Consider the following 15956-nt stretch of genomic DNA (forward strand, 5'->3'; position numbering starts at 1 on the left):
AGAGCCGTCCCCGCCCCGATGACCGACCGCCCATGAACGCAGGTGAACGCCCGGGAACGACGCCCGCCACCCCACCACCACAGTTGGAAAGCGTGCGCAGCAACGCCAGTGTCAGAGCCTGGGCCTACGGTCCGTACATGGCAATCAGACCATCAGCACGTTGGCGTTCACGGGTGGACGAAGAGGCAACGGAGCTCGCGGTAGGGAGACGGGCCCCGAGCGATGCTTTCCTGTCGGAGCTCTTCCCTGAGTCGCTCCTGGCGGCGACGGATGAGGCCCTGCGTACGTTCGAGTCGGACGTAGAGGCGCTCCGGGACCAGGACAACGAGCAGGTCTTCGAAGCGATCAAGCATGTCGTTCTGGTGCTGAACGAGATCAACGAGGACCACGACGGCGCCGGCTACGAGACCCAGGAGCGTGAAGAGCTGTGCCTCTACATCGATCAGACCTTGATGGAGCACGGCATCGACGTCCCCGCCCTGGCGGCGAGGCGAGGCATCAGCCGCACCGAGATCACGGACGACTGGCGGGACTGGTAGCCGTTGCTGTACAGCAACCCCAGCAACCGCCAGCACAACACCGGCTGCCACGCTCTTCCCGGCAGCCTGTATGACCGCCAATGACCGACCTTTCCAGAGCTACGGATCGGAAGGTCTCTGACATCCACGGCTGACATCAACGACGCCGGACGGGGGCGTACACCAGCATCCCTGTCCGGCCGTCGCACCAGTCACCGGCAGCGGCCGGAACGGGCCCGGATCGAACTCCTCAAGCGGTGCTCGCACAACGCCGCGGCTGACACAGCAGCAGAGTGCCGGCAGGGCTCAGTCCTCACCTACCTGTACCAACGCCACGGCGAAGGAGCCGCCGGCCCCCGCAACGACCCCATCGAAGGTATGCCGGGTGACCGGGTTCCACGCTCGGGCTCCGGGCGAGAGATCGATGATGTTCGTGTACCAGGTGGCCTCATAGCCCAGCAGACGGACAACACGTTCCGCCGCTCTCCGGGCGTGTGCGCGGTCTCGGCGTCCTGAGCCCGGGAACACAAGGTCGTAGGTCGCCAGGTAGGTCAAGAGCTCCGCTGCGCGCTCAGCGTCGATCTGCAAGAGTGCGTCGTCGATCTCTACTGGTGTGTCCGGGCCGACTGCACCTTCCACTGCATACTGCTTCCAAGCCTCTTCGGCCTCGGCGGCCACTTGGCGAACGAGTCCCGGAACGGATCCGCCGGCCTGATCCACCAAGCGGCCGAAGACCCCGTCTTCCCGCGACAGAGAGCCAGTAAGAGCGCGCAGTTCCGCAGCTACGTCCACCGTGCCATTCTCTACTGGACCAGCCCCGACCCGGCCACGGCTGTGCAGCATCGTGCGATCCGCCGGTGAGTGTCTAACTGCGTGACAACGCCCACGAACACCGGCGAACAAGCACGGACGCCTGCGGACCATCAGCACAGGTGAGAGCCACACCAGCCCAAGGCAGCACCCCCACCCAAGTTGCTTCGGGACGAAGCGGTCGCTCCGTTAAGGTGCGCGGCATGACCGACGACGCCGCGGCCTGTCCCGAGTGCAGCCAGCCCATGAAGTCTGGTGGCTTCGTCCTCTCCAGGCGGGAGGACGATGGCCGGCGGACCTGCCGGACGTTGTGGAGGTGTAGCGGTCGGCATGTCTGGTGGAACTGGGCCGACCGGCCGGATGAGCCTTTGGAGCCCTGCCCCGTGCCTCAGCTCTTCCGCTGACATCCAACGTTGACATCGACGCCCCCGGACGGCGGCGACACTCAGCACCTACGCGTGGCACCGGTAACTGAGGTGTGCCCCATCCGGGACGAGAGGAGATCGAACTCCTAAAGCGGGTGTCGCAGGTTCGAATCCTGCCGGGGGCACAACGCGTTGCCGCTCTGACCTGGGGTTTCTTCCCCAGGCAGGCGCTTTGGTCGGCCTCGGACTCCTCGTCCGGGGCCGTTTGCGTGAGCGGACGAGGAGTTGCTTTGCCGAACATCGCCCAACGGATCAGCATCGTCCGGGCCTCGTCCGGCGCCGTCCACCGTCTGTCCAGCCCCCGCTCCACCACAGGTCAGGACACCCCGATCCACCCGAACCTCCAGACGAACATCTGGAAGGGTGTTGGGGGCAACCCCTCACGAGTGCGAATCTCGGGTGCTCCGCAGCAGCCTGAACAGACGAAACGAAGGGCGCACGCTCCCGCATCCCACGGCGGACTGCCGACACCGACTGCGTGGCGGAGTCCTACGGAACCTGGCGGTAGACGTCGCGGCGGTTGCCGACGGCCAGGACCCACACGATGAGTTGGCCGTCCTCGACGGTGTAGACGATGCGGTAGTCACCGACCCTGAGTCGCCAACGCGCGTTGTGCCCTTGGAGGGCCTTGATGTCGAGCGCAGTCGTATCGCCCGCATCCATTGCCTTCTGAAGTTCAGTGAGGCGATACAGGATACGCAGGGCATCCGGGCGCGGGATCTTGAGCATGTCCCGCTGCGCGTGCGGCGTGAAGCGCGTGACGTGCCCCATGGGTCAGCCCTCATGGGCGCGGAGCAAGGCAGCCATCTCTTCGAACGAGACCGACCCTTTTGTGCCCTCGGACTCGGCTTCGTCGGCCAGCCGGTTGAGCCACGCCTCTTCGGCCTCTTCGGCGATCTGTCGCAGGCGCTGGTACTCCTGGATATCGATCACGACAGCTTCATGCTTGCCGCGCCGGGTGATGATCGTCGGGGTTTCCTCCCGGCGAGCGCGATCGATGACGTCGGCGAGGTGGCTGCGGACCTCGGCCATGGATTCAACCACCGGATCCCTCATGTAATCAATGTAGCAGATGTACATGAAGGCGGAAATCCGTCCACTGGCGCACGGTCCCGTTGGCTTCGTGGTTCTTGGGGGCGAGATAGAGCTTGCCGTTGTCCTCGCTGTGCGCCTCGACGATGTGCGCCCGCAGGCGTCGAGGTCGACGCGGCCCGCCTTCAGCGCGGATGCCTCGCCCCAGCGCAGGCCGGTGTAGGCCAGCAGCACCTCCTCGTCCGGGGCCGTTTGCGTGAGCGGACGGGGAGCTGATCCACCGAATATCGCCAAGGGATCGGCACCAACCGGCACGGGATCCGGGCCGGGCTTCTCCGTATCGTCGAGCTCGGGTTCCGCTTCGGGGGCGGTGTTCTCAGAGGTGGCGCTGGCGCGCGGTACGCGCCTGGCCGCAAGCCTCGGCGATCGCCAGGTCCGCCTCGGGGGGCAGGCTCGTGTACGTGTCGGCCGTGATGGTGATCGAGGAGTGGCCGAGCATCTCTTGGATGTCCTTCAGGTCGGCTCCGGCCGCGTGGGCGAGGGTCGCGGCGCCGTGGCGGAGGTCGTGGAGCGGGACCGGTGGGAGGCCGATCTCCTCGTACAGCTCGATGAACCGTCGCGTGACGTTGGCGGGGTGGAGCAGTTCGCCGTTCTCGCGGGTGAAGACCCGTCCGGTCTCCCCCCAGGCGCTCCCCCACTCCTTGGGTCCTTGTCCTGTTGGACGCGGTGACGCTTGAGGGCCTGGACGGTGTCGGGGTCGAGCGCGATGGTGCGCGCGCCGGCGTCGGTCTTGGGGTCGTCCTCGTACACCTCCCAGCCGTCCACGACGAGTTGCTTGGCGACGGTGAGACCGGCATCCAGGTCGGTGTCGGTCCACTTCTGCCCGCACGCCTCACCCCGGCGCAGCCCGACCGAGCGACCGGCCGTGGCCCTGAAGGAGATCGGCGTCCGGTTGGTCTGGCGCAAGACCGGCACCGCCCGGCGTATCCATGACGCCCTCCTCGCCACACGCGGCGACGAGCCGTACGTCACGCTCATGGTCAACCCAGCCGCTGGGGACGGAAAGGTCCACGCGCTCTACAAGTCGTGGGGGTACGAGGATACCGGCCAGAGCCGGTCCTCACCGGTCCTCACCGTGGTGATCCGCGCAATCCGCTGACGGATGTGGCGGGGTCACCCGGCCAGCACGATGGCGTGTGGCGACGGTGCGAGCCGTGCCCTGTAGCGGCGGATCCCCAGCTGCGGTGCTCCAGTTCTGCCGCCACCAGCACCTCCGCCGTGTTCAGCCGGTCGGGCACGAGTTCCACCAGCGCTGCCACCGGGTGGTCGCCGACCAACGAGAAGCCCTTGACCTGGCGGAACTCCCACTGCGGGTTCGGCTGGGACGCGCCGTGGCCGCGGACGATCCACTCGGCCCTCTCCGGCCCCGCACCCGGCGGCTTCTCCACGCCCACGTCCAGCAGACCTGCCTTGACCGCGAAGCTCATGCCCATGCCGGAGCCGACGACCGGACGGGTGCGCTCGCCGGGGTCGATCAGACGCGCGACGGGCCGTGCTCGGCCGTCCGGTGTGGACAGTGCCACCCCAGGGAGGCGTGGCGGAACGCACCTTTGCCGGCCGGTGTCTCCGGACGGAACGAGCACACCATCAGGAGTTGCCGGAACTCGCGGTCGGGCGTTGCCTTGACGTAGGACGCCCACTGAGCGGGCACGCCCTCGTGGTCGACGGGCAGCACGTCCCAGCCGAACGTGAGCCTGCCGCGCAGCGGCTCGTCGTCGGCCGGGCTGCCGAGCGTGCGCTCCGGCACAAGCTCGACATCGTGCCACCGGACCTCGGTCATGCCACGGCTCCCTTGCTCCGACCATGCAGGTAGGTGAACGCTCCCCAGTCACGGTAGTGGGGATGCCGGGCACGGGTGGCGAGTTGGGCCTCGCGGAAGGCGCGCTCCGGGTCCGTGCCGTGCGCGATCCGATGGTGCATGTGGTGGTAGAAGTACGTGGCCGGCTCCGGGCGTACGGGCCACAGACACCCGACGACGGCCTGCGCGCCGGCGGTGATCAGTGCCGACGGGATGCCACGGACGTTGTCCGCGCGGTCGAATCGGCCCAGCGCGGACTCGCACGCGGCGAGAGTGACCAGGCGGACACCGCGCAGGTCGGCCTCCAGGAAGTCGTAGGCGAAGACCCGGCCGTCGTCATCACGGTCCGGGGTGAGACAGAGGCAGTGCATCCACGGCGCGTCCTGGTCCAGCGTCCCGTGTACGGCGATGTGGACCACGCCCGCCGTGGCCAGTTCGGCGAGCAGCCTGTCACGCGTGGCCGCGGGCCCGGTGGCGGCGTCCGTGCCGACCGCGTCGGCGACTTTCCGCGCGTGTTCCTCCAGCGCCGGTTCGGCGTGCAGCCCGTAGGGCACGCCGCCGTCAGCGGAGGCCAGCACCGCGGTGCGGCGCGGCCGTACGGGGCCTGCGGCTGGCATCAGGGCTTCGAGGCCGGCGATGGTGGTGACCGTCCAGTCGTCGGCGATCATCCGGTCCCCGGTGCGGCACAGCGGTAGCGGCAGGTAGTGCAGCGCGCCGTGCGGCCAAGCCAGGACCCGCTCCTTGCCCTGGGCCCGCCACTTGTCCCACAGTTCGCTGCCGCCGAGCGGCATGTCGCCCGGCTGCCGCAGCAGTCGGCTACCTTCCGGCGTCACATCGCCGAACAACGGGTCGCGTTCGACCTCCGTCCGGATCGCCTCGACCCGGTCCGCCACCGGGTGCCGGTCGTTGTTCTCGTCCGCGCCGTCGCCCAGGTGCACGACGAGCTCCCGGCTCTGCCTGGTGACCGCGAGAAGCACGGCCGCGCCACTCACAGCGGCGGGCAGGAACCAGGTCAGCAGTACGGTCCGGTCGTCCAGAAGCTCGTGTGTTGCCTGGTCAGACCCCACCTGGAGGCGTTGCGGGCCATGCCGAACTCACGGGTTATTGCACACATGCGAAGTCCCTGGTGGAGACGGTTCTCTTGGTCGAGAACCCACCCACCAGAGGCTTCATCCACCTATGAGACCAACTGACCAGCCGACGCCAGAGGTTGGAATGGACTCGCCGTCACTGCGGAGGAGTGAACGAGACCCACTTCTGCGCGGGGCTGCCGTTGCAATTCCAGATCTCGGTGCGGCTGCCGGGAGTGGTGGCGTAGCCCACGACGTATTCTCTCCGCTGCGGTGCCCCGGCTGGGCGGCGATGCGGCAGGGCCGATCGTCGGTCCTGCCGCATCGCCCTCCTAACTCCGGGCGGGCCAGGTCAGATGATCTTGAACCGCTGGTTGAACGAGCCATGGCAGGTGACCTGGAGGATCCCCGTCTCGTCGCTGGAGCGGCCCTGGTAAACGTCGAGACACTTGTCCGCGAACGTGCGGATCTCGACCTCACCGTTGCCGACCTCGGTGATCTTGAACCGCTGGTTGAACGAGCCATGGCAGGCGTACTGGAAGATCGGCGTCTCGTCGCCGGAGCGGCCCTGGTAAACGTCGAGACACTTGTCCGCGAACGTGCGGATCTGGACCTGCGGGGCATCCGAGCCTGCGGCTGCGGCCGTGTTGACGACCGGCGCTGCGGTCACTGCCGACGCCGCGACGGCCAGGACGACCAGGGCCCGTCGCCCCGTCTTGATGGTGGAATGCATGCGCTTTCTCCCTTTCCTGGAACGCTGCTGTTGGAGAGCTGCTGGGTCATGTACACGCCAGCTCTCCGCCCCAACACGGCAAAGCATAAGAAGCGGCCCATGCAGAAAAGTTGATTCCTCCTGTACGCACCGCCCTGGATCGTCGGAGCTTCTGACCTGCGGAATCGCTACCCATCGAGCCCCGCGAACTCGGCACGACCGGCAAGAAGCGGCAACAACCGGCAACCTTTGTCCGCGCGCATCACTCCCAGCGGTCACCCCCGTGCTGCTCGGGCGGCTTCGACTCGGTCGGCGTAGACCCGGTAGGCCTTCCGTCCGGCCGGTGATGCCCCGTCGGCGTCGAGAGCGGTACACGCCTCCAGGGCCGCCTGGTGGACGCTGAGCGGCGCGGCCACCCGCAGCGAGAAGCCCTGACGCCGCCGGATGGTCCGGCCGTCACCCAGCGCGGCCCGGACAACGACGTCGGCCGCGCCCTGCAGATGGTCGGCGAGCAGGCCGGGCACGTCGATGCTCACCACCAGGTCCGTGACCGCAGGGTTCTCCGGCTCCGGGCTCTCTTCGCCGCCCGGCTCCCCCAGTAGCTCTTGGAGGTCATCCGGCACGCCGCGGGCGCCTGCGGAGTCGAGCACGCGCCGGATGACCTTGGGGTCGTCCGTAGCCGAATAGGGCGGGGCATCTGACATCCACGGCTGACATCAACAGCACCGGACGCCAGCAACTCCGGGCGGTCGTAGGCACTAGCCCAAGCTTCGCGGCAACCGCCTGATGAGGATGTCGGATCGAACTCCTAAAGCGGGTGTCGCAGGTTCGAATCCTGCCGGGGGCACCAGCCAAAAGGCCCCGGACCGATCATGGTCCGGGGCCTTTCGCGAAGGCCGGCGCGCTCGGCGCGAGTGAAGGAATGATAGACGTTCCGAGGCTTGGCCTAGAGGCATCCGTGGAGGCGTCCGCCTGCCGCTAGGGCTGATTGTTCCAGCCCGGAGCAGCGAGCTCGGCATGGCGGAGCAGGCCGGGCTCGGTGCCCCTCCGCCTCTGCGCAGGGCCGGCGGCTCGGTGCCGCCGGGTCGGCCCGCCGAAAGGCGCACGAGCACGGGGCCGCATCCGCCCGGTCGGTTAGGGCTTCTCACCGTCCCGGTCGACGAGGGACTGGGTCGTCTTCATCTCGCAGAATGTGACCTCGCCCTTCTTGTACGAGCGTCCGGCCGACGAGCCGTCCTCGTACGTCACCTCGTAGTCGCGCACCGCAACGGTCTGCCTTCCCCGGTACTGGAAGGTGTCGGGGTCGAGGAGGTACTCCTGGCGCTGAACGGCCTTGCTGCCGCGGTCCGGATATATGGCGATGGCGTCATGCCCCATGGGGTCCTTCACCAGGTGCGGGACCACCTCGATCCCGGGGTCCGCGGCCAGGGCCCGGAACAGCTTGGCCATCCCCTGCGGGTGCACGGGATAGGCCTCGTCGAGAGTCGCCAGGAGCGCGAAGGTCTCGTGCTGGTCACCCGTCAAGCCGGTGTCCTTGCCCATGGGGAACATGTCCGCCGCCTGCTTCCGGATCTCGGCGGGGTCGTCCGGCAGCGAGGCGAGCAGGCGATACAGCCGCCGCTGCGAAGGCTCGGTGTCGCCGTCCTTGTCGTCCTCCCTCACGGGGCTGTCGTACTGGACCCACTCCTCGCTCACCTCAGGCTTGACATCGGGCGCTGCGTCTGACGCGCCGTCTTGGCACTGCGCGGTCTCCAGATAGACCCACTGGCCGTCGCGCGGATGCAGATCCGGCTGCCGCGACACCGCTTCCGCCGCCTGCTCCAGGAGTGCCGCCCCGGACGTCAGGTCCGGGCCGGCAGGCTGCACGCCGCGCTCGGGTCCATCGCCACCGACGAGCATGGTCACCAGCACCGCGATGGTGATCACCGTCGCGGCGACCCCCGCAGCCGTCACACGCCAGTCCAGCCGCACCCTGCGGGCAGAACCCCGCTGCGCTGCTCCCAGCAGCTTCTGGCGGCCGGGCACCAGCCGCACCCGGTCCGGCGTCGGCGCATCGGCGCGCAACTCGTGCACCTTGGTCATGTCATCCATGAGTTACCGCCCCGTGGTGGTCGCTTACGAGGGTGGGGTCGGCGCCGAGCGCCGTACGCATCCTGCGCCGCGCCCGGCTCAGCCGGGAGCGGACCGTGCCGACCGGAACCCCGAGGGCGTCGGCACACTCCTGGTAGGTGAAATCCGCCCAGGCGACCAGCAGCAGCACATGCCGGTCCTTCCCGGGCAAGGCCGCGATCGCCCCGGCCAACGCCTGCTGCGAGGCCTCGGCCGTCACCCGCTCGTCGGCCCGTTCCGACCAGGACTCGGCCACCGGGTCGACGCCGGTACGGGCCAGCGCCCGCAACGCCCGCACCTCGGAGCGGCGGTGGCTGCCGATGAGGTTGCTGGCGATGCCATAGAGCCACGGCCGGGCACTGGCGTGCGCGACGTCGTAACGGGCGCGGTTGCGGAAGGCGATGAGGAAGGTCTGCGCCGTGATGTCGTCGGCGTGACTGTCGCCCAGCCGGCGCATCACATACCGGTGGATCTCGGCGGCGTGTCTGTCGTAAAGCCTGGCGAACGTCTCCGGCTGCTCCAGGGATTCCCGGATGACCAGCGCGTCGTCGGTGGGTGGATCCCCCACGAGGCCCTCGCTTCTTCGTACAGCAACGGGGGCAGCCAGTTGGTCGTCGCTCAGCGGCCTGTTCCAGGCGCCGTTGTGTACCCGGCGGGTCGGTGCAGGTGCTGTCGAAACTGGTGAATGTTCGATTCGCACCCACCGCCGTCTGCTGCCCGAAGCGGTGAACAAATGCTGTCCGCTCTCGTGGACAGAGCCACAGAGATCAGCCACGGTTAGCGAAGGAGCCTAAGGCCGAGTTTCGTCTCACCAGGTCTCGAAACCGCAGGTCAGTGGCATGACGCGGTTACTCTCGTCCGGATCTGTGCCGACGGCCACAGCGAGCGGGATACGCGTATGCTCATACTGAGTCATGACAAAGCCTGCTGCGCTGAAGCGTCACTTGCCTACCAGCCCCTTCAAGGCCCCGGTCACACCGGCTCCCAAGCACTTCGCAACGGACGACCAGGTCACACATGACGTGTACGGTCTCGGCCGGGTAATCGGCATCGAGGACGGAATCGCGGCGCTGGTGGATTTCGGCTCGGCGCAAATGCGGATCTTGAGCCCGTACGCCAAGATGACCAAGCTGTAGGACCACTGTGCCCGGTCACGGCACGCCAGGCCCCATCAGGGACCTGTAACGAAAGAGAGCCCTCTCATCGAGCCAACGTCGCTGTTCTCCGCTCCGGAAGAGCAACCTCGCTGCTCCACTGCAGCGTCGCCGCCTCCGACGGCAAACCCCTTCCAGGCCCCAGACTTCAGGGAAGAGGAGATCTTCCTACTCGACGAGGCACAGGAGCCCGCCTCAGGCATGTGTGCGGCGCGCCCCAAGGCGGCTTAGCTCCACGAATGACGGTGGCTTCGGCAGCCGGCCACGGGCCGTCTCCGGTGTTGCGGAGGAACGCGGCCGTCTCAGTTTCCGTCTCAAACACAGCGGTGACGGTGTCAGACCCCAATGCGAGTCTGGGGCGGCATGGAGACACCCGTTGCCCCTGACAACGGGGATGAGGAGCACGCCGTCATCGCCCACTTCCGGCTCGGCGGTGACGGCTTCGGCGATGTCGACCAGCGCGAGCGAATTTACGAAGCTGAGGAGGCGATGGAGGCAGCGACCGCGGAGGCAGGCGTCGGGGAGGTCGACGGGAAACGAGTTCGGAGGCGGCGAAGCCGTCGTGTACGCCTACGGACCCGATGCCGATGCTTTGTTCAAGGTCCTGGAGCCGACCCTGCGCAACCTGCCGTTCCGGCCGGCGTACGTCCGTCTCAGGCGGGGCGACAACGAGACGCGAGTGGATCTGTAGGCCTACCGAACGAAGTGGTGCGTTGGCGAGCGCACCACAAGCGCACCAGAACAAACGGGGAACAGCGGGGAATCACGGGAACGCAATCCCGCCCGACGAGGCCGCCGCCTAGCTGGCCCTTCAAGGACGAGCTGGCCCGGCGCCGGTACCAGAAGTTGATCGACCGTCTTGAGGCGCTGATGCAGGAGGCCCTCAAGCCCGAGTATCAGGGCTACTTCGGGCAGCTGATTCTGAGCGGCGACGACCTTGAGGAGACGGCAGAGCTCAAGGACGTCCGGCGTGCCGCTCGTGAGACGGGGCGCCGTCTCGGCTGGAAGACGACCACCCGTCTCGTCGGTGGCCGGCTCTTCGTGCTCGACGAGCGCCAGGTGCCCGAGGAGATCGAGCAGCTGGCTGGGGATGCGTCCGCTGCTGCGATTGACCGGGCTCGGGAGGAAGGCCGCCGACCCCGGCTGACCTGATCCGAGGGAGACGCAAGGGGCCGCCCCACCACAACAGTGCGGCGGGGCGGCCCTTTCGCGCACGGCTCCCCGGCACGGATCAGGCACACATCACGCGACACCTTCCTCCAGGGCAGCCACCGCCTCGGCGGCCTCGCGGGCCTTCCGCTCAGCCTTCTCCAGCTTGTCCTTCGCCTTGGCCAGCTGCTTGGCACAGCGCTTGTGCATCTTCTTCGAGACCTCGTCCAGACGAAGCCCTCGCAGCGGCCCAGGCGGCACAAGCCTCCTCGGCGGCCCGTCGAGACCCCTTCTTCGACTCGCTGGGCCGGGCCCGGGCGGCCCTCGCCTACGCTGCCCTCGGCGACGGCCGCATAGCCGTGCGGTCCCTCGGAGGGGCCCAGGACACCTTCGTCAAGGCACCGGAGCGAGAGCGCCCTCGCTGGACGGCCTTCTACGGCCAGTCCGAACTCGATCACCTCGCCGCCGTCGTCCACTACAGCAGCGGAAGCCACACCCTCGCCGAAGCCATGGCCCACCGCGCCCTGGCCCGGATCCCGACCGCCTTCCGTCGCAACAGAGCGCTCGCAACCGCGCAACTCGCCCTGCTCCACCAGGGAGAACCGGAGCAGGCAACGGCCACCGCTGCCGACGTTTTCACGATCATGGACGGCGGCACGCTCCCCCGGCCGCATGCGCACCCTCCCCGGCGACTTCCACCGGGGCCTGTTCCTTCTGGCCCCATCCGCCTCCTGCGCACGAGACTGGGCAGACCGCGTGCGAACCGAATGGAGTCGAGCGTGATCGACCTGCGTCACTTCCGGTACGGAAGCCTCCCGGAGGGCTTCCGGCAGATGCTCATCGACGTACACGCCGACGCCTACGCCGACCAGATGGACGACCCCTTCCACCAACGCTTCGCCTGGTTCGTCGACCACTGGACCGGCATGGACGGCTTCTCCTGCGTCGTGGCGTACGACGCGGACGAGACGGTCGGCTTCGCCTACGGCGCCCCGCTCGCCCCAGGCCGCGAATGGTGGCGTTCCACCGACTACGAGCCGAGCGACGGCTACAGCTCCACCTACGCCGTCTCGGAGGTCATGGTGCGCCCTGGCTGGCGCAAGCAAGGCATCTCCGAACGACTCCACGAGGCGCTGCTGAAGGAACGCACGGAGGACCTCGCCGTGCTCCTGGTCGACGTGACCCACCCCAAGGTCCAAGCCCTGTACGAGTCGTGGGGATACACCAAGGCCGGCGAGCAGCAGCCGTTCGCCGACTCCCCTTTGTACGCGGTCATGCTCAAGGACCTTCGAACGTGAGTCGGCTCCCCGGCCTGCGCCAAGGCTCCTGCGAGCTACGGAGTTTGGCGCCCATGCGCCCCAACTGCGAAAGGTTCGGGATATCCGCCGCCACCTGATCCTGCCGACCGGCACCAAATGCATCAAGCACTCGTGCAGTCTGCACAGACGCTGGGCACGACGGTCGCGGGTCCGGTTACCTTGCTTCACGCCTCTGGTCGTCAAGGAGCGCTGAGGCGGCTGTCGAACCCGTCATGTACAAGCCGTTCACAGGCGTCATACACGTCACCCGGTGCGCTCCGTTCGACGGCGAAGCCGAGCTTCGGGCACTCCAGCACCCGTTGACGGTCGCCGACGAGCATGTCAGCGACGAGCTTCTCGTCGCTGATGGGATGCCAAGTTCTCTCCCATCCCCTGCCCCGCGACTCCACCGTCCTGCGCTGCTGCACGAGCCGGAAGCATTCCTCCCCCTCACGGGTCAGCTTCCTGCGGCACTGAGCCACCGTCCGGGTCTTGCGGATCTCGAACATCGCACCCCTTGAACCGGGGTGTTGCGACAGCTGCTAGAGAACCCAAGGTCCCTCCAGGGGCTTGTGCGCTCAGGGCCGCTGAACCCCGCCGGGTGCACCGTGCACCAACGGTTGCGCCTGGCTGTTGTGCTGTCAGGCCCGGGCTGGTCCAGGCTTTCGGGAGTCGGTCAGCGGGCCGGGCGCCGGGTGGAGCGGGCCGCCAGGTAGAGCAGATCGACGATCAGAAGCAGTACGCCGATGGACATCAGGTAGAGCATGCCGTCGACGGCCGCGCCGATGGCGACCAGAGCGATTCCGGCGATGAGCAGGATCAGGAAGGGGACCATGACGGGGTGCCTCCAGGGAAGGGAACCGTGCGGAATCCATGTGTTCTCTCGGCTACGGCAGGACACGCTGTGCCTGTGCTCGATGTCGCGTCGGCCGAGGAGGGGTACGTGGTGGCTCCGGCGCACGAGGTCTCCACCGGGGTGGAGGCGGCGTCCGCCGACCGCGTGCCCCACCGACCCCAGGGTTCTCAGGACGATGCCGACGACAGCCGGCCGGTGTCTTCGAGCACGCCGTCAGGGAGCGAGTGCGCCAGGCAGTGTGCTGTTCGTTTGATTCTCCGCGTGCCCGAACGCTCGGATTCCAGGAATCCTGGGCGCCTCGCAGCCGGTGCCCCCACGGGGCTTCGGCCCTGGGGATCTCAGGCGGTGCGTTTGGCGCGGTGGCGGGCTTCCCGGAGCCGGACCTTCGAGGGGAGGCGGTCCAGGCCGGCCGAGTCCCGTGCGTGTGCGAGTGTTTCGCGGCTCAGCCGCCCAAGAGCCCGCGCCGGGTCGGCGTGAGGCTCCAACAGCAGCCGCACGCGTGCGGTCGGAGCGGTGCGTCGGCCCGTCAGCCGGACATGAGCCCGCGAGACCCCCTCCAGGGCTTGTGCCTCTTCCTCGATGGCCCTCTCCAGCGTGCGGCCGTCGAGTCGGGCCGGCCCGCCGTCTCCGCTGTCGACGAGGACGCGGTCCAGGCGGTGTCTGCGTTGCGCGAAGAGCCACCACAGCAGCAGGGCCAGCAGCACGGCCAGCACCGCGATCACGGTCGGCCACCACCAGTCCTCTTGCCTCCACCGGGTGCGTCCCCAGGCGCCCAGCACCACGTCGTCCGGCCCGCGGAAGGGCCACCAGCCCGGCACGTCGAAATTCCAGTGGCGCTGCAGATCCAGTGCGCCCAGCAGCACGCCGCCGCCCAGGGCGAACAGTCCGAGGCCGAGAAGTCCGAGCAGCACCCGGTTCACCGTCTTGAGCATCCAGATCACCTCAGCCCTTCTTGGGGCGCCGGACGCGCACGGCCAGGGCGGGCTGCCGGGCCAGGCCCAGGGACGCCACGGCTTCGCCCAGCTCGGCGTCCAGGTCCGCGCGGACCTCCTCGAGACCGCGGAAATGCGCCTGGGCCCGGGCCTTCACCTTCCGGCGGCCGACGGCGACCTGTGCCGACTGGACCCCGGGCACCTGCATGGCCCGGTCGCGCAGAACCAGGGCGGCGGCGCGGCGGTCGAGCCCGGCTCGGACGTCCTCCGTCCCGGGGATGCCGGTGGGCCGCCGCATGGGCAGCAGCCGGCGCAGTCCCGGCGTCACCGCCAGCAGGAAGAGCCACAGGCCGAGGGCCATCGCCACCGCGGCCCCGACGATCATCCAGACGTCGTCCAGGGGCCGTGTGGCCAGTTCCTCGGCGAGCCGCCGCCGCCATTCCATCGCGGTGCGGCCCGCCCGCACCGCGACCACGTCGTACAGGAGAAGTCCGACGGCCGCGGCGGACAGCAGGGCTGCCAAGGCCGCGGGAATCCGCCGCGACGACCAGAAACGGCGCGCCGACCGGCCTGATCCGTCGATCGCCTTCGTCGCGCCCTCGGCCGCCCCAGGAGTGCCGTCGGCGGGCGGAGCCGCCGTCTGTCCCGGGCCGGAGGAGAGGTCGCTGCCACCGGCCGACTGCCGCGAGGTGTTCGCGCTCATCTCACCCTCTCCCGGTCCGTGTGCCGCGTATGAGCCGAGTGCAGGCGCTCGACCGATACCGCGAGGTCGGACACCTCCATGCCGGCCCATGCCCTGACACGTTCGGTGACCTCGCGGCGCACCGCGGCGCACTGCTCGCCGATGTCGGACGGGTAGCCGAGCTCGACGGTGATGTGCAGCCGTGCCTCGCCGAGCACCGCCCGCAGTCCGGCGGCGGACTCGGCGTCCCGTGCCGCGCCGGTCCGTTCCGGCGCCTGCCGTACGGAAGTGCTCACGTGCGGCGTCCGGCGGCCGGGGGGTACGTGGCCGGACGAGTCGGCGAACCGGCTCAGCGTCTCGCGCGCCACCCGGGCAGCGATCTTCGCGACGACCCGGTCGGTCACGGCGGTCGCTCCGCGCTCCCCGCGGGGGACGCCCGGGCGCTCATCGGCTTCGCCGCTCACCGCCGCCAGTCTCCCCGAGCCTGTCGCCGGTCGTCACGGATCCGATCCTGCCGGTCCCGGCGGCGGACGAAGTCGCCCGGTTCGAGATCACCCTCCATGAACCGCCCGATGACGAGACCGACGAGGCCCAGCACCAGCACCAGCAGGAAAGCCCAGAAGTCACCGAAATACGCGGCGAACCCCAGCGCCATTCCGGCCATCAAGCCCACCACGGCCCTGCTCATTTCGCGCTCCTTCACTCAAGCGGGCTGCCGCCCCGGCTACTGGATCCGCTGCCGCTCCTCCCCTTGGTCCTCTTCGTCGTCCGGCAGTTTCACGTCGCTGACCGTGATGTTGACCTCCACGACGTCCCGACCCGCCATCCGCTCCACGGCGGAGATCACGTTCTCCCGCACCGTGGCGGCCACGTCCGTGATCGAGACGCCGTAGTCGACGACGAGCTCCAGATCGATGGCGGCCTGCAGCTCTCCGACCTCGACGCTCACCCCGCGCGTGGCGGACTTGCCGCTGCCGGCGCCGGGCATCCGCTCCCGCATGGATCCCATCGAGCGGGCGAATCCGCTGCCCAGGGCATAGACGCCGCGGACTTCCTGTGCCGCCATTCCGGCGATCTTCTCCACCACCACATCGGCGATGGTCGTCCGGCCGCGAGAACCGGGCGCAGCGCCGAGCCTGACGCCGGTGTTCTCAGTCATCGGGATATTCCTCCCTCGCGAGGCCACAGAGCACTCATTACTCGGATTATAGTCTTTTTAGTACCTTTTGCCTGAATATAGAGTGTGAGACAGGGTGGTCCGACGAGTGGCCTGAGGCGCCTGCCCCGAGGTCGCGCGGACACCTCGGGCAGAGCGCCGCGGGAAGAGAACCGCAGCCGTGGAGAAGAAGGG

22 protein-coding genes and 3 pseudogenes are annotated in these 15956 nt (G+C 68.6%); 6 read left to right on the forward strand and 19 right to left on the reverse strand.

Features of this window, described 5'->3' with window-relative positions; genetic code table 11:
* Positions 1–173 precede the first annotated feature (173 nt).
* Positions 174–539, forward strand: coding sequence for a hypothetical protein (locus H4687_RS20345; protein ID WP_233443319.1), 366 nt, complete (start codon positions 174–176; stop codon positions 537–539).
* A 285-nt stretch (positions 540–824) separates the two neighbouring features.
* Here the strand turns inward: H4687_RS20345 and H4687_RS46525 are convergent, their stop codons facing one another.
* The 5 genes and pseudogenes from H4687_RS46525 to H4687_RS48085 all read right to left on the reverse strand — a co-directional run.
* Entirely contained in the window at positions 825–1310 is a 486-nt protein-coding gene (locus H4687_RS46525; protein ID WP_225966757.1) for a hypothetical protein, read from the reverse strand.
* A 932-nt stretch (positions 1311–2242) separates the two neighbouring features.
* Positions 2243–2524 (reverse strand): type II toxin-antitoxin system RelE family toxin, encoded by a 282-nt coding sequence (locus H4687_RS20355; RefSeq protein ID WP_046917747.1) that lies wholly within the window; start codon positions 2522–2524, stop codon positions 2243–2245.
* A 3-nt stretch (positions 2525–2527) separates the two neighbouring features.
* Complete coding sequence (locus tag H4687_RS20360) at positions 2528–2785, reverse strand: type II toxin-antitoxin system Phd/YefM family antitoxin (RefSeq protein WP_192781819.1); 258 nt, start codon at positions 2783–2785, stop codon at positions 2528–2530.
* Positions 2786–3161: 376 nt separating this feature from the next.
* Positions 3162–3284 carry a hypothetical protein gene (locus H4687_RS47540; RefSeq protein WP_264086569.1) on the reverse strand — a complete coding sequence of 41 codons (123 nt, stop codon included), beginning with the start codon at positions 3282–3284 and terminating at the stop codon, positions 3162–3164.
* Positions 3285–3296: 12 nt separating this feature from the next.
* Positions 3297–3674: pseudogene (locus H4687_RS48085) on the reverse strand (hypothetical protein); the annotation flags it as partial.
* Positions 3675–3695: 21 nt separating this feature from the next.
* Between H4687_RS48085 and H4687_RS20375 the strand changes: the two are divergent.
* Positions 3696–3944: pseudogene (locus tag H4687_RS20375) on the forward strand (GNAT family N-acetyltransferase); the annotation flags it as partial.
* On the opposite strand, the gene H4687_RS46535 reads toward H4687_RS20375, so the two are convergent.
* The 7 genes from H4687_RS46535 to H4687_RS20405 form a co-directional block, all read right to left on the reverse strand.
* On the reverse strand, positions 3916–4368 hold the full coding sequence (locus tag H4687_RS46535; protein ID WP_046917746.1) for a hypothetical protein: 453 nt from the start codon (positions 4366–4368) through the stop codon (positions 3916–3918). The pseudogene H4687_RS20375 and the gene H4687_RS46535 sit on opposite strands and share 29 nt — an antisense overlap.
* On the reverse strand, positions 4320–4625 hold the full coding sequence (locus tag H4687_RS46540; protein ID WP_046917745.1) for a hypothetical protein: 306 nt from the start codon (positions 4623–4625) through the stop codon (positions 4320–4322). The genes H4687_RS46535 and H4687_RS46540 overlap by 49 nt, the downstream gene beginning before the upstream one ends.
* The gene (locus H4687_RS20385) at positions 4622–5710 is read right to left on the reverse strand and encodes a CHAT domain-containing protein (RefSeq protein WP_050398156.1); all 1089 of its coding nucleotides are present in this window, start codon (positions 5708–5710) and stop codon (positions 4622–4624) included. Before H4687_RS20385 ends, H4687_RS46540 begins: the two co-directional genes overlap by 4 nt.
* A gap of 355 nt (positions 5711–6065) precedes the next feature.
* Positions 6066–6446 (reverse strand): RICIN domain-containing protein, encoded by a 381-nt coding sequence (locus tag H4687_RS20390; RefSeq protein ID WP_046917742.1) that lies wholly within the window; start codon positions 6444–6446, stop codon positions 6066–6068.
* 254 nt (positions 6447–6700) lie between these two features.
* Entirely contained in the window at positions 6701–7075 is a 375-nt protein-coding gene (locus H4687_RS20395; RefSeq protein ID WP_050398157.1) for a hypothetical protein, read from the reverse strand.
* Between the two features lie 484 nt (positions 7076–7559).
* Positions 7560–8507 carry a CU044_5270 family protein gene (locus H4687_RS20400; RefSeq protein WP_225966758.1) on the reverse strand — a complete coding sequence of 316 codons (948 nt, stop codon included), beginning with the start codon at positions 8505–8507 and terminating at the stop codon, positions 7560–7562.
* Position 8508: 1 nt separating this feature from the next.
* Entirely contained in the window at positions 8509–9102 is a 594-nt protein-coding gene (locus H4687_RS20405) for an RNA polymerase sigma factor (RefSeq protein WP_046917740.1), read from the reverse strand.
* Between the two features lie 346 nt (positions 9103–9448).
* Here H4687_RS20405 and H4687_RS20410 point away from each other — a divergent pair, with 346 nt between their 5' ends.
* From H4687_RS20410 to H4687_RS20430, 4 genes are all read left to right on the forward strand, one after another.
* Positions 9449–9670 (forward strand): hypothetical protein, encoded by a 222-nt coding sequence (locus H4687_RS20410; RefSeq protein ID WP_046917739.1) that lies wholly within the window; start codon positions 9449–9451, stop codon positions 9668–9670.
* A 580-nt stretch (positions 9671–10250) separates the two neighbouring features.
* The gene (locus tag H4687_RS47550) at positions 10251–10379 is read left to right on the forward strand and encodes a hypothetical protein (RefSeq protein ID WP_264086502.1); all 129 of its coding nucleotides are present in this window, start codon (positions 10251–10253) and stop codon (positions 10377–10379) included.
* 155 nt (positions 10380–10534) lie between these two features.
* Positions 10535–10840, forward strand: a complete 306-nt coding sequence (locus tag H4687_RS20420; protein ID WP_225966759.1) for a hypothetical protein — start codon at positions 10535–10537, stop codon at positions 10838–10840.
* 764 nt (positions 10841–11604) lie between these two features.
* Complete coding sequence (locus H4687_RS20430; RefSeq protein ID WP_046917738.1) at positions 11605–12135, forward strand: GNAT family N-acetyltransferase; 531 nt, start codon at positions 11605–11607, stop codon at positions 12133–12135.
* Between the two features lie 200 nt (positions 12136–12335).
* On the opposite strand, the pseudogene H4687_RS20435 reads toward H4687_RS20430, so the two are convergent.
* The 7 genes and pseudogenes from H4687_RS20435 to H4687_RS20465 all read right to left on the reverse strand — a co-directional run.
* A pseudogene (locus tag H4687_RS20435) lies at positions 12336–12503 on the reverse strand (YdcF family protein); the annotation flags it as partial.
* A 308-nt stretch (positions 12504–12811) separates the two neighbouring features.
* Positions 12812–12970 (reverse strand): hypothetical protein, encoded by a 159-nt coding sequence (locus tag H4687_RS20440; RefSeq protein WP_167358617.1) that lies wholly within the window; start codon positions 12968–12970, stop codon positions 12812–12814.
* Positions 12971–13329: 359 nt separating this feature from the next.
* Positions 13330–13923, reverse strand: a complete 594-nt coding sequence (gene amaP / locus H4687_RS20445; RefSeq protein WP_046917762.1) for an alkaline shock response membrane anchor protein AmaP — start codon at positions 13921–13923, stop codon at positions 13330–13332.
* A 10-nt stretch (positions 13924–13933) separates the two neighbouring features.
* Positions 13934–14626, reverse strand: coding sequence for a DUF6286 domain-containing protein (locus H4687_RS20450; RefSeq protein ID WP_046917737.1), 693 nt, complete (start codon positions 14624–14626; stop codon positions 13934–13936).
* Positions 14623–15069: an Asp23/Gls24 family envelope stress response protein gene (locus tag H4687_RS20455; RefSeq protein ID WP_050398158.1), complete on the reverse strand. Its 447-nt coding sequence runs from the start codon at positions 15067–15069 to the stop codon at positions 14623–14625. The genes H4687_RS20450 and H4687_RS20455 overlap by 4 nt, the downstream gene beginning before the upstream one ends.
* Positions 15066–15293 carry a hypothetical protein gene (locus tag H4687_RS20460; RefSeq protein WP_046917735.1) on the reverse strand — a complete coding sequence of 76 codons (228 nt, stop codon included), beginning with the start codon at positions 15291–15293 and terminating at the stop codon, positions 15066–15068. The genes H4687_RS20455 and H4687_RS20460 overlap by 4 nt, the downstream gene beginning before the upstream one ends.
* Positions 15294–15329: 36 nt before the next feature.
* Positions 15330–15764: an Asp23/Gls24 family envelope stress response protein gene (locus tag H4687_RS20465; protein WP_046917734.1), complete on the reverse strand. Its 435-nt coding sequence runs from the start codon at positions 15762–15764 to the stop codon at positions 15330–15332.
* Between the last annotated feature and the right edge of the window lie 192 nt (positions 15765–15956).

Source organism: Streptomyces stelliscabiei, from assembly GCF_014873495.1.
Taxonomy (GTDB): domain Bacteria; phylum Actinomycetota; class Actinomycetes; order Streptomycetales; family Streptomycetaceae; genus Streptomyces; species Streptomyces bottropensis.